The sequence below is a fragment of the Halonotius pteroides genome (assembly GCF_003605635.1).
Classification (GTDB): Archaea; Halobacteriota; Halobacteria; order Halobacteriales; family Haloferacaceae; genus Halonotius; species Halonotius pteroides.
The window spans coordinates 34,200-46,369 of record NZ_QMDW01000007.1 but is presented as its reverse complement, the minus strand read 5'-3'; the positions used below and the strand labels follow the sequence as shown (position 1 = coordinate 46,369).

Genomic DNA, 12,170 nt, shown 5'->3' with positions numbered 1-12,170 from the left:
TCGAGTGCCAAGCCAGCAGAGGGCTCTACCTAGTCGTCAACGTGGCCAGTAGACGGGCTTTCACTACTCATTGATTGCTATCCGTTTGTGATCTGAAGTCGTTCAGACGGCACTGAGCGTCACTGCCGGGTCGCGCTTGCGATGGCTCTGTGAGCTGTCGAGATACGCAACACGACGGGTGTCGACGGTCAGACGATGGGCGGGCCGCCGGAGACCAGTGAGATAGGTGTCAACGGGTTCGCCGTGATCTAGAGATGAAAATAAGAACACCCCTTTCATTCACGATATTGTGTGACTTGTGTTAGATTCCTGTGCCGAAGAAGGCGCGGAACGAGGGCCGCAGAGCCGATAAACAGGAATCGGAGGTTTGAGAGCGGAAGCGGACGACGGCAGAGGGCCGCAGTCGAATTGCTGTTTGGATCAGAAAACAGAAGCGAATATACGAAATCAATTCCGACGAAAAACAGCGTATAGAAGGCTCTATTTGGGTATTTACATTTGAGGCAAAAGATGTTTGTTTCGTATGTGCGCTGCAGGCTTTTGTTTACGAATTGAACGATTTTCGAGTTGGGGCGTGTGTCGCCGAATAACGGCGGTTTCAGATTACCTCGTGTCGGGGGGTTTGCGCAGACCAATCCATGAGTTTGGAACCAATCGAACCCCGACACGCACTCGAATTGTATCTCACAGACAGAGAAAATAACGTCTCAGAAGCGACGCTATACTCACACCGCTCTCGGCTGGGTCACTTCATCCGGTGGTGCGAAGACAAGCAGATTACCAACTTGAACGAGCTGACTGGCCGGCAGTTACACGAATTTCGGCTGCACCGTCGTGAGGAGGGTGATCTCGCGCCAACGACCGAAAAGACACAGATGGATACGCTTCGCGTCTTCATCAGATGGCTTGAGTCGATTGACGGCGTCGAAACTGATCTACACACCAAGGTACTCTCGCCAACGCTGAGTGATGGCGACAACGTGCGAGATGAGCGGTTGGAACCAGAGCGAGCCAAAGAAATTCTGAACCACCTACAGAGGTTTTCGTACGCGTCGCGTCCACACGTGGTACTCACGCTGATGTGGCATACGATGATGCGCGTTGGTGAGATCAGAGCCATCGATTGTGACGACTACGACCCTGATGAACAATTCCTCCGAGTTGCTCATCGTCCAGACTCCGAAACGAGTCTGAAAAACCAATCCAGGGGCGAACGGTATGTGGCTTTGACTGATGAGGTAGCAGAATTGCTCAATGATTGGATCGCCAATTGTCGGCCAGACGTGACCGACGACCACGGCCGAAAGCCACTGATCGCGACAGAACAGGGCCGACCAAACACAACAACCCTACGACGTGACTGCTACCGGTACACCCGCCCATGTGAGATCAGCGGTGAATGTCCACACGATAAAGAGATTGAAGAATGCGATGCGACCGAGCACAACAAGGCCTCCCAGTGTCCGTCGTCGTTGAGTCCACACGCGTTACGAAGAGGTGGCATCACACATGCATTGTCTGAGGGATGGCCGATGAAGGCCGTCGGCAACCGGGCCAATGTCACCGAGAGCGTGCTTTCGACGCACTACGACTCACGATCGGAGAAAGAGAAGATGGAGCAGCGACGAGACTACCTAGACGACATCTAAGAACCTGATCTAACCCTTCATCTATCGGGTTCTTCGTTGAATGCGTCTCGTTTTCCCGTATCGGCAAACCCCGCGTCTGTCTGCTCAACATACCCGAATGCTTCGAGTTGCTGTAGCTGCTCCACTACATGGTCACGGTTCAGGTCGCGCTTGTCGGCAATTGCCTCTACCGACAGCGGGTCGTCCTCACTCAACACGAGCCTGACTTCCAGCTCGTTCATGTACTGCGCGTAGTAATCATCGATTACGTCCTCGAGTGGGGTTTGTATCTCGTACTGCTCGTACAATTCATCAAGCGACTCGCGGACGTGAGTCGTGAACTGCTTCCCACCCAATAACTCAACCTGCGTTGCGATCTCCTCCTCAATTGCGCTAAAGTCCAAAGTCGTCTGCACCAGCGTGTTCATATCGTCGATGTCATCAGGCCGCTTAGCGACTGTTTTGAACAGGAAGATATCCTCCAGCGCGGTCAAGCGGACGGTAAACTCGTTGGACGTGAGGTACTCCTCGCTTCGCTGCCGCATGGCATCGCTGAAAATGAGTTTGTTAGCGACCTGTCGATTGAATACGTCGATTCGACAGCCATCAGGGTTCTCGACACACAGCCTCGCGCCCAACTGCTGGTATGTCTCGTCGAGATCAGATACTTTCTCGTATCCTTGGTCGTCCAGACCAGCAAGTAACCGGTTGAATGCTGTCTCGCTCGTAGCTACCAGATCGATGTCTTTAGTCGTATCCTTCAGCCCTCGAAATGCCATCGCCCCGCCACCGATGAGAAACACCGTGACCTCGGCCTGCAACGCCGTACCGACATCTCTCAGTTCCGACTGAATGTATTCGGCATCGAACTGCGCCCGAGGTGTCATACTGATATGTCGTAATCAGCAGCCTTCGATTTGAATGTGTCCCACTCAGGCAACTTCGCCTCGGATTCTGCACCCTCGGAATCAAGGTACGCACAGAGTTGTTGGACCATGTCGCTGAGCTCAATCTGAGCTTCCAGATCATATCGCTCGGCTGTACGCGTGAGCGTCTCCGCCTCCAACTCACAACCTACGATTAGTAGGAGACAGTACGATCGATACCGAGCACCGTCATCGATCAGCAGCATGTGGCAGACTAGGTCTTCAGGCGCAATCTCTGACTGTTCTTCGGATCGAAAATAGTACTGACTTTCCTGAGTTAGCAACGGGATGCCGTACTGTTCAAATGCGTCCGGACCGGTCTGGTGAACTAGGTCCGCAGGCGGTTCAGTCTGACAACTAAACAGGTACTCGTCTACGTCAGCCCATATGATCCGAACGCCAGTAGTATGTTTACCCGCCTCCTGTCGCTGGAGGTGACGCACAAGCGATCGCGCAAACGCAGCTAGTTCTTCGAACTGCTGCGTCAGCGCGAACCGAGTGTCTCGCTTAGTTACGACGCCCACATTCTGCAACTGGTTGAGTCGGCGGTATACTGTTGCTCGACTCACGTCGGTCCATCCGGTGAGTTCGGCTGCAGTTCGCTCAGCAGTCAAATAGAACATGAGTTTAATCGTGGACCCAGCAAGCAGATCGGGGAAGTTGACGTGGGGGAATTCACGGGTGAGGTCGGCAAACCGCTCGGTCGGCTCAGCGTTCGACAATGAAACCCGGTATCGGCCGCTGTCTTGTTCTCTGACAACCAGTTCTCGATCTGCAAGCTTCGATACTACACGGGAGACGTGTCCTGGATCCCAATCGAGATTGTCAGCTAACTCTCGCTGTATCACGTTTCCGCTTGCGTGCGTACTCAGCTGTGAGAGAACGGTGAGTTCTGGTTTGGAGAGCAAGTTGTCTCAAAATAGGCAACTCACTTATAAATATCTTGCGTATTTTGAGATATTCTCCTTAGATTCAGTACCCTGCGCCACGCCAGCGTTGCAACAGCGAATCACCCAGACTCAATGCCAAAATCGCGGTATCTATATGGGAATTGGTAGATCAGGCTATGCAAGATACAGAGCTTCTATACTGCATGACTGCTATTCCCTTGTCGAGAACCCGTTCAGTAGCCTTCCTCTTCGGTTAGTCCGGATGATGACTCACTGTCCAAGTGCGATGTGTCTTTATTATTTTGTAGCAGTGACATTGGCTGGTCAGTCTGAGAGAGATCCTCTGTTTTGAGCAGTTGCTCCATCTGGCGTTCAAACTCTGTGTGAGAAATATCCCCCGCCGCATACCGTTGGCGGAGGGTCTCAATCGGTGTAGAACTGTTTTGCCCTTCAGAATCAACTGGATCTGCGTTGTCAGCCTCTGATTGCTGGTCGAGTGTGTAAACGAGGTATACTGAGATTGAAATACCAATAATACCAAGCAGTGATTGGTATAGGGGGTAAAAAAACATGTCTGGCACTACCCACACACCGAGCATTGCACTGATTAACGCAACAATAGCCCGTGGTCGGGGACTCTTGGGGAGCAAATCGGACATCATACGTAATTCAATACAACCAATTAAAATATTTCTGAGCATCCGGTATAAATCAACACGCGCCAATTCACAGTGAGAAACACTCTTTTCAGGACTGTTCATATCTACCTTCGACTATCGATTAACGGGGTGGCTGACCAAGTGCCCCGCACTCAGCCCCTGTCAATTTATTACATCAATGAACTGATGGGTAGTTGAGTGACCGATACGCGCCCTGCATCTTGCATGCCAATCAATAACAATATCGCTAATCTGATCATTGTTCTGTTCAATTAAAAAAGTCAGATAGAACCAACCGATTGCGATGATTATGTTATATGTTGGCATTTGATATCTATCGAAATATATTCCTATCCTTCACTTGTCCTCAAATAACTATTACTACAGTACGTTTTGACGTTACGTTGTATGTCCTGTCTTTTTATTTTAAGAGAAATGGGGTGCTGAAAATCAGCTGTGGCTGAGTCGAATCAAGATTGGCACCAGCTGAACGCGGGATTCTACTACCCCTACACAAGTTTCGCCAGTGCTACCAACAACGTGCTTCACATGAGCGTTCAAGAAAAGTCGATTCTTTGTAACATTTTATCAGCACCATCAAATCACCTATTTCGGCTTCTAACCGACCGATTTATTTCGATGATTACCCTTAGATGTAACCGAATCGCATGAGGGCTCCGACCCCCGTTCCGTAACGGAACGAGATCAAATTCAAATTCGGCGGTGTATTTATATACAAGCTACCGCCGTCTTGCGGATGTTGATCGTTCCGAAAAGGAATGGGCGCTGCAGGATTTGAACCCGCGACAACTTGGTCCGAAGCCAAGCACTCTGTCCAAGCTGAGCTAAGCGCCCGCATTGCTTTCTTCCGATGCTCGAATAATAAGGGCGTCGGTCTCTTCATCGTGGGCCAGTCGATCACACAGCTCTTGGAACCACCTCTTTTATTCACGACCACCGACCACCAGAGCGTATGGCGTCGATGTCGCCCTCGCTCCGAGCGGCGGTCGAACTCACCCGCCCCGGCAACGCGGTCGCCGCCGGTGTGCTCACGTTTACCGGCGCGTTCGTCAGCGGCGGCGTCGCTGCCGCTCCCCTCGCCATCGCCGCAGCAGTCCTTGCGACCATCGCCGCGACCGCCGGCGGCAATGCGATCAACGACTACTTCGACCGCGCGATCGACGCAGTCAATCAACCCGATCGACCGATCCCTCGCGGTGCGATCTCGGCCCGCGGCGCGCTCGGTGTCAGTACCGCCTGCTTCGCCGTCGCCACCGTCGCCGCGCTGACGCTCCCACTGATCGCTGTCGGGATCGCAGTCGTCAATCTCCTCGCGCTCGTCGTCTACACTGAGTTTTTTAAAAGCCGCCCACTCGTCGGCAACGCGCTCGTCGCCTATCTCACCGGCAGCGCGTTTCTGTTTGGTGGCGCGGCCCTCGGAGACCCCCTTGAGGCGGGCGTATTGTTCCTGCTGGCCGCGGTCGCCACGCTCACCCGGGAGATCGTTAAGGACGTTGAGGACATCGCCGGCGACCGACAGGAGGAGCTACGAACGTTTCCGATCGTTGTCGGCCGAAAACCAGCACTGTGGGCCGGTGTCGCCGCGCTTGTGGTCGCTGTCGCCGCGAGTGTGCTCCCGCATCTCGACGGTACCTTCGGGCTGAGCTATCTACTCGTCGTCATCCCTGCCGATGCGGTAATGCTGTTGGCCGCACTCTACTCGTTCCGCGATCCAACCGTGAGCCAGCGGTGGCTCAAACGTGGCATGTTCCTTGCGACCGTGGCGTTCGTGGTCGGGCGAGCGATGGTCGTCGTTGGCTGAGTTGCTGTTGACGCTTCTGTCGGTGACTCTTTGCCGCGAGACATCGATACTACTTCCATGCCAGTGACTGACGACGATGCGATCCGCGATGTGTTGGGCCTCGATTCGGTTGCTGTCGTCGGCTGTTCGACGACTGCGGGTAAGGCTGCCCACGACATCCCCGCCTATCTCCAGCGGCAGGGCTATGAAATCCATCCCGTCAACCCCTACGCTGACACTGTGCTCGGTGAGCCCGCGGTCGACTCACTCGCGGATGTCGACGCGGCGGTCGATCTCGTCAACGTATTCCGGCCGAGCGAAGAGGTCGCCGGTATCGTCAAGGAAACCCTCGCCCGCCATGACGCTACGGGCGATCCCGAAGCCCTCTGGCTCCAACTCGGCATCACCGACACCGAAGCCCTTGCCGACGCCGAGGCCGCTGGACTCACAACGGTTCAAGATCGCTGTATGAAAGTCGAACACCAACGATTGTTGGCTGACTAACGCAGTGGTGTCACATTTGTTGACAAACGACGCCTAATTACTGCGCTGGATCGTTGTCGTCGCTGCTGTCGGCAGCCGCATCGCTGTTGCCGCTGCCAGTCGAATCAGCCGAGTCGCTGTCAGATTCGTCTGCTTCGACAGGGATCTTCTCGCTGTCGTCAGCCGCCGATTCGCTGTCGATACCAAGATCGGCGTCATCGACAGCGGCTTCGATATCGACATCGAGTTCGTCGCCGATGGCCTCTAAGATGACACGCTGTTCAGCGACCTCGGCTTCGAGTGACTGGACTCGGCCACCGGTGTCTTCGACCGTCCGTTTGGTTGATTCGACCTCCTTGCGGAGGGCGTTGAGTCGGCGATACATCTTCTCGGCGGTGTCGGCCACCGTCTGGATCTTCTTGGCGGTGCTTCCGAGTCCCATATCGATATCGTTGGCTGCCCGCGTTGTGTGTGTTGTGGTTGTCACCGTGACCCCGTGTGTCGTGGCTACCACCCCGCCCGAGTGTTTTTCGTGCTGCCGCTGTGACGGGATGTATGGACGCGCCGCAAATTCTGTTGACCAACGACGACGGGATCGACAGCGTCGGGTTTCGGGCCCTCTATGAGGGACTCTCTGCGGTGGGCGATGTTGTCGCCGTCGCGCCGGCCGACGACCAGAGCGCTGTCGGCCGGACAGTCTCGGAGGCCGTCGAGTTCGCCGACCACGAGTATGGGTATGCGATTCACGGCACCCCGGTTGACTGTGTGATCGCTGGCCTCGGCTCGATCTGTCCCGATGTTGATCTTGTTGTGTCGGGTTGTAACAAGGGCGGGAATCTCGGGGGCTACGTCTTGGGACGCTCCGGAACCGTCAGCGCAGCTGTCGAAGCGGCATTCTTCGGCGTCCCCGCGATCTCGGTGTCGATGTATATCGAGGGCGGCGATAACTGGCAGTCGCTGGCCACCGAGGCGAGCGATTTCGCCACAGCGCGTGAGGCAACCACGTATCTCGTCGAGCAGGCGACCACCGAGAGTGTCTTTGCGGCAGCTGATTACCTCAACGTGAACGTTCCCTTCCATGACAACACCGGTGTCACCGGCTCGATCCCGATGCGTGTTACCCGGCCCTCGATGCGGTATGAGATGGGTGCCGAACAGAACGGGGGCCGTGAGATCGAACTCAGGGACGGTATCTGGGAGACCATGCGTGGCGGCAGCGTTGACGACCCGATCGGCACCGATCGCCGGACGGTCGCCGACGGCGAGATCAGCGTCTCACCGCTGACCGCGCCCCACTCGACGAAACAGCACGACGCCCTCGATGAGATCGCCGCTGGATACACGTCGAACACTGAAGCTACCGCCGACACAGAATAGCTGCCTGCTCGCTCAGTCGTCCGATTCAGCCGCGGCCGCGCCGGCATCGGTCGCCGCGGCGGCCTGCGTGCGATCCAGCTCGTCGAGATAGTCGTCGGCGTCGAGGGCGGCCTGCACGCCCATCCCCGCGGCTGTGGCGGCCTGCTGGTAGTGGAAATCAACGACGTCGCCAGCGCCGAACAGCCCCTCAACGCCGGTTTTTGTCTGGCCGCCGCCGCGACCGCCCTCAGTGATGAGATAGCCCTCGTCGTCGGTGTCGACACCGGTGGCCTCCAGATAGTCGGTGTTCGGCGTGTGGCCGATAGCGTAGAACACCGCGCCCGCGTCGAACTCGAACGCTTCGGTGTCTGGATCGTCGAGCTTCTCCGTCGGGTGGCCCTCGGGATTCGAGACCATCGTCACGTGGTCGATACCGTCTTCCTGAGTACCGTGGAGTTCGGTGACCTCGGTGTTGCGCATGATCTCGATCTCGCCGGCGTCGACCTTCTCCATGATTCGGTCGACCCACACGTCCTCGGCACGGAACCCCTCGCGGCGGTGGACGATGTAGACCGTCGAGGCGAACTTCGTGAGAAAGTGCGCTTCCTCCATGGCAGCGTCGCCGCCGCCAACGACGACGATCTCCTCATCGCGGAAGAACGCGCCGTCACAGGTCGCACACGTCGACAGTCCCCAGCCCATCAGCTCGTCTTCGCCCGGAATCCCGAGCGTGCGCGCACTCGCACCTGAGGCGGCGATGAGTGCATCAGCGGTGTACACTGTGTCGTCGGTGAGCGTGATCCGGAACTGGCGGTCGGCTCCCTCACCGTTGACAGTGACATCTTCGAGGACGCCGTTTTCGATCTCCGTGCCGAACTTCCGGGCCTGTTCTTTCATCTCGTTGATGAGATCCGGCCCGGAGATCCCCTCAGGGAAGCCCGGATAGTTCTCGACGTCGGTCGTCAGCGTGAGTTGGCCGCCGGGTTCGTCGCCTTCCAAGACGAGCGGTTCGTTGTTCGATCGGGCAGCGTAGATCGCCGCCGACAGGCCAGCGATTCCGCTGCCGGCGATCACAAGTCGCCGGTGGTCGGTCGCGGGTGTCTCTGTTGACATAGGTGTCTCTACGCACAGGGATCGTATGTAGGTTGTGCGTGCAACGATACCAGACCAACCCTAACGCGACGCAGCCGGGATCGACCGGCTGTGTTAGAAAAGATCCAGCAGTTCCTCGTGATCGTCAACCTTGTCGGTCACGTCGGTGTAGATTGCGAATCCCTGCTTGTCGCCGTACGGGATGCCGCGGTAGAGGAACGTTTTTTCGCCGCCGACGGCCGCCCGGGTAACGAATGCAACGTTTGATTTGCCGTCGGCCGTGCGCTCGTCGAACTGCTTGGCTTCAGCTTCGTGGTCAGCGGGGACGATGAGATCGTTCAACGGGAGCCCGATCACGCGCTTCATATCGGGGCTGAACAGATCGCGAAAGGCGTGGTTGGCGTCGACGATCATCGGCTCGCCGTCTTCGATCTCGAATTTGACGACGGCGTCGTCGATCTGGTGTAAGAGCTGCCCGAACTGGGTCACATACTGATTCGATGTTGCGGTCATAGTGGAGGTGACAGCGGGATACGGTGCGGAGTACGTTCTCCGCATTCATTGGTACTCGGTTGTGAGTGATAAGTTTTCCGGGATTTTTACCAATGATCGTCCATTATATACGAGAGAACGACAGTGATACGCAACCTGATTTCGGATGCATTTTGCGTTCTCTGGACTATCGGCCATAGCAGCCAAAAAGAAGACACCATCGCACCAACGCGTTTACAGCGGGCACAACGGGATTTGAACCCGCGGCCGTCGGATTAGAAGTCCGACGCTCTGTCCAGACTGAGCTATATGCCCCGTCAGACTCTCACGTCAGTTCGTACAAAGCCGTTTGGGTTCGGGACAGCGAGTCAGCACACCTAAGTCCCGCAGTCCGCTATCGCAGATATGCATATATTCGGAACCGTCGGCCTCCCCGGTAGCGGGAAAGGCGAGTTTGCCGACGTGGCCCGCAATGCGGGTGTGCCGGTCGTCACAATGGGAGATGTGATCCGGCAGGCCTGCCGTGATCGCGGGCGTGACCCCGCTGCGGCCCACGGTGAGGTTGCGAAAGCCATTCGGGACGAACACGGCCCGGCAGCCATCGCCGAGAGATCGCTGCCACACATCCGCGAGCACCTGGCTGACGATGACACCGACACGGTCGTCGTCGACGGTCTGCGGTCGATGGTCGAGGTTGAGGCCTTCACCGACGCCTTCGGCGACGGATTTTCGATCGTCAGCATCGAAGCCCCCTTTGACCTCCGTGCAGAGCGCCTCGGCAACCGCGGCCGGGACGGCACCGACACCGACCTCGAAGCCCTCCGCAGGCGCGACGAGCGCGAACTCGGCTTTGGGATGGGCGACGTGATGGATGTCGCCGACTACCGAATCGAGAACACCGACAGCCTCGACGACTTCCGAGTTGAGGCGCGCAAACTACTTTCTCAGGTGGAAACCAATGATCTACAGCATTGACGTGCGGATCGAAGCACCGGTCAACGATACCGAGGTCACCGATCGGGTCGCCGACGCCGTCGGCAACGTCTTTCCGAACGCCGAGTTTGACCACGAACCGGGGCTGCTCGTCGGCGAAACCCACACGCTTGATCCGTTTTCGGATCGGCTGTACGAACAAGAAATCCTTGATACCGCCCGCCGAGAGTTCCACAAACACGCCGACGACGAAGGGTTCAGCTTCGCGCTGAAGAAACAGGCGGCGTTTCAGGGCGTGATCAACTTCGCGGTCGGCAACGCCGACGAACTCGGCGATATCGAGGTGTCGGTGACGGTTCGGGAGCCCGATGTCGCGTCGATGATCGGCCGTGTCGCGCCACCGACTGAGGATGGTGCGCCCGTCGATCCAGCGTCGAAAGCTGAGTGAGTCGGTCGCTGACGTCTGACAGTCTTCTGTTCCGACAAGCACACTAGAAACGCCGCAAAGTAGCTTCTAAACAGTCTAAACGATTTTGAAAGCTTTATAAACGATCGTCCGATTGACCTTTTCGCCGGTTTTTCTGGGTGAATTTACACCAACGCTCTGGCCACTATATGTGGGTATGGGTCGTTGGGACGGATAGACGGTGAGCACGAGATGAAAGGGTTCCAATCGGTTCGACGCATCGAAACGGCTGCGACAACCGCGGCCACAACAACGCTCCGCCGGGGCCAGCGTGTCCTCCACGACAGCCGGCAAGCGCTTCATACCACCGTTCGGTGGATGGGATTCTGGGCTGCGATTGTTCTCCCCATTCTGTATCTGCCGGTGCTGGCGTTCGGGCTCAGCCCACGGCCCAGTCTCCTCGGTCTCGGGCTGCTTGGCTGTCACCTATTTGCACTGGTCGCCGGCCACAACTACACCTACGATACCACATGAGCACCTCTCACCACACCTCCGCTGACGAGACACGCACAGCCTCCGACCAATCAGGCGACAACGCCGGCGGCACCGCTGACACCGAGTCGACGGCGACAAAACAGCAACGGCTTGCGTCCTACCTCCGTGAGCAGGCCGCAGACGGCGAGCTGTACTTCAAAAGCAAGTTCATCGCCGACGATGTCGATCTCTCCGCCAAGGAGATCGGCGCGCTGATCCTCAAGCTTCAGGATTCGGTCGCTGATCTCTCGATCGAACGCTGGTCGTACACCAGCGCGACGACCTGGCGCGTCGAACGAACCAACTGATCGGCCGGCTCACCGTCATCCACACTCCTTCCGAACCGCAGATAGATACGACAGTCACTACTACAGACAGGCCGTGTGGGAGTGTTATCGAGTCCCCGAGCCATCGGATGAGATCGTCACAACGGCCAACCGCCGTGTCGAAACCGGCAGCGACGCAGCCACTGACCCGACCGAGATCATCGACGCCGGTGTCGACGCCACAACGGCATCACCCACCGATCGCGGCGTGGGCACACTGACCGCGGCGTTTGCGATCCGCCGGGCCGTTTTTGTTGCTGAGCAGGGTGTTGACCCGTCGCTCGAATGGGACGATGCTGAGACCGAGGCGATCCACCTGCTCCTTGTTGTCAACGACCGACCGGTTGGGACTGCCCGCGTACGACGCATCGACGACGCCACGATAAAAGCCGAGCGGGTAGCTGTACGGCGGTCAGCCCGCAACGCAGGATGGGGACGGCGACTGATGGACGCTGTCGAGGCGGTCGGTGTCGACGCCGACGCGAGTCACTGCGTTCTCCACGCCCAACGACGCGTAGCGGCGTTCTATCACAAGTTGGGCTACCAAACTGTCAGCGACCCCTTCGACGAGGCCGGGATTCCGCATGTGAAGATGGAGCGTGCGTTATCGACACAGTAGCGTTGCTGCCGGTAGGTAGTGTCAT

General features: G+C 57.2%; 15 protein-coding genes and 2 tRNA genes. 9 read left to right on the top strand and 8 right to left on the bottom strand.

Annotated features, from left to right (window positions below):
- The first annotated feature begins 638 nt into the window (after positions 1 to 638).
- Positions 639 to 1,649, top strand: a complete 1,011-nt coding sequence (locus DP106_RS06355) for a tyrosine-type recombinase/integrase (RefSeq protein WP_120084153.1) — start codon at positions 639 to 641, stop codon at positions 1,647 to 1,649.
- Between the two features lie 17 nt (positions 1,650 to 1,666).
- Here the strand turns inward: DP106_RS06355 and DP106_RS06350 are convergent, their stop codons facing one another.
- The 4 genes from DP106_RS06350 to DP106_RS06335 form a co-directional block, all read right to left on the bottom strand.
- Positions 1,667 to 2,515: a DUF6036 family nucleotidyltransferase gene (locus tag DP106_RS06350; protein ID WP_120084152.1), complete on the bottom strand. Its 849-nt coding sequence runs from the start codon at positions 2,513 to 2,515 to the stop codon at positions 1,667 to 1,669.
- A complete protein-coding gene (locus tag DP106_RS06345; protein WP_120084151.1) occupies positions 2,512 to 3,462 on the bottom strand; it encodes a MarR family transcriptional regulator in 951 nt (316 codons plus the stop codon). Before DP106_RS06345 ends, DP106_RS06350 begins: the two co-directional genes overlap by 4 nt.
- Before the next feature lie 215 nt (positions 3,463 to 3,677).
- A complete protein-coding gene (locus DP106_RS06340) occupies positions 3,678 to 4,205 on the bottom strand; it encodes an SHOCT domain-containing protein (RefSeq protein WP_120084149.1) in 528 nt (175 codons plus the stop codon).
- A gap of 678 nt (positions 4,206 to 4,883) precedes the next feature.
- Positions 4,884 to 4,958, bottom strand: a tRNA-Arg gene (locus tag DP106_RS06335).
- Positions 4,959 to 5,085: 127 nt separating this feature from the next.
- On the opposite strand from DP106_RS06335, the gene DP106_RS06330 reads away from it, so the two are divergent.
- Complete coding sequence (locus DP106_RS06330; protein ID WP_120084284.1) at positions 5,086 to 5,925, top strand: geranylgeranylglycerol-phosphate geranylgeranyltransferase; 840 nt, start codon at positions 5,086 to 5,088, stop codon at positions 5,923 to 5,925.
- Between the two features lie 57 nt (positions 5,926 to 5,982).
- The gene (locus tag DP106_RS06325; RefSeq protein WP_120084148.1) at positions 5,983 to 6,408 is read left to right on the top strand and encodes a CoA-binding protein; all 426 of its coding nucleotides are present in this window, start codon (positions 5,983 to 5,985) and stop codon (positions 6,406 to 6,408) included.
- A 37-nt stretch (positions 6,409 to 6,445) separates the two neighbouring features.
- On the opposite strand, the gene DP106_RS06320 is transcribed toward DP106_RS06325, so the two are convergent.
- Positions 6,446 to 6,874: a DUF5798 family protein gene (locus DP106_RS06320; RefSeq protein WP_165857833.1), complete on the bottom strand. Its 429-nt coding sequence runs from the start codon at positions 6,872 to 6,874 to the stop codon at positions 6,446 to 6,448.
- A 68-nt stretch (positions 6,875 to 6,942) separates the two neighbouring features.
- On the opposite strand from DP106_RS06320, the gene surE reads away from it, so the two are divergent.
- A complete protein-coding gene (gene surE, locus DP106_RS06315; protein WP_120084146.1) occupies positions 6,943 to 7,764 on the top strand; it encodes a 5'/3'-nucleotidase SurE in 822 nt (273 codons plus the stop codon).
- A gap of 12 nt (positions 7,765 to 7,776) precedes the next feature.
- Here surE and DP106_RS06310 read toward each other — a convergent pair whose 3' ends face one another.
- The 3 genes from DP106_RS06310 to DP106_RS06300 all read right to left on the bottom strand — a co-directional run bounded on the left by DP106_RS06310 (position 7,777) and on the right by DP106_RS06300 (position 9,642).
- The gene (locus tag DP106_RS06310) at positions 7,777 to 8,856 is read right to left on the bottom strand and encodes an NAD(P)/FAD-dependent oxidoreductase (protein WP_120084145.1); all 1,080 of its coding nucleotides are present in this window, start codon (positions 8,854 to 8,856) and stop codon (positions 7,777 to 7,779) included.
- Positions 8,857 to 8,949: 93 nt separating this feature from the next.
- Positions 8,950 to 9,348 carry a PAS domain-containing protein gene (locus DP106_RS06305; RefSeq protein WP_165857832.1) on the bottom strand — a complete coding sequence of 133 codons (399 nt, stop codon included), beginning with the start codon at positions 9,346 to 9,348 and terminating at the stop codon, positions 8,950 to 8,952.
- A gap of 219 nt (positions 9,349 to 9,567) precedes the next feature.
- Positions 9,568 to 9,642 (bottom strand) — tRNA-Arg (locus tag DP106_RS06300).
- 90 nt (positions 9,643 to 9,732) lie between these two features.
- Here DP106_RS06300 and DP106_RS06295 point away from each other — a divergent pair.
- The 5 genes from DP106_RS06295 (at position 9,733) to DP106_RS06275 (ending at position 12,145) form a co-directional block, all read left to right on the top strand.
- Positions 9,733 to 10,302 carry an AAA family ATPase gene (locus tag DP106_RS06295; protein ID WP_120084142.1) on the top strand — a complete coding sequence of 190 codons (570 nt, stop codon included), beginning with the start codon at positions 9,733 to 9,735 and terminating at the stop codon, positions 10,300 to 10,302.
- On the top strand, positions 10,286 to 10,708 hold the full coding sequence (locus DP106_RS06290; protein WP_120084141.1) for an RNA-binding domain-containing protein: 423 nt from the start codon (positions 10,286 to 10,288) through the stop codon (positions 10,706 to 10,708). Before DP106_RS06295 ends, DP106_RS06290 begins: the two co-directional genes overlap by 17 nt.
- 183 nt (positions 10,709 to 10,891) lie before the next feature.
- Positions 10,892 to 11,200, top strand: coding sequence for a hypothetical protein (locus tag DP106_RS06285; protein WP_133305107.1), 309 nt, complete (start codon positions 10,892 to 10,894; stop codon positions 11,198 to 11,200).
- On the top strand, positions 11,197 to 11,508 hold the full coding sequence (locus tag DP106_RS06280) for a DUF7123 family protein (protein ID WP_120084139.1): 312 nt from the start codon (positions 11,197 to 11,199) through the stop codon (positions 11,506 to 11,508). Before DP106_RS06285 ends, DP106_RS06280 begins: the two co-directional genes overlap by 4 nt.
- 73 nt (positions 11,509 to 11,581) lie before the next feature.
- Complete coding sequence (locus DP106_RS06275; RefSeq protein ID WP_321167545.1) at positions 11,582 to 12,145, top strand: GNAT family N-acetyltransferase; 564 nt, start codon at positions 11,582 to 11,584, stop codon at positions 12,143 to 12,145.
- Positions 12,146 to 12,170 lie beyond the last annotated feature (25 nt).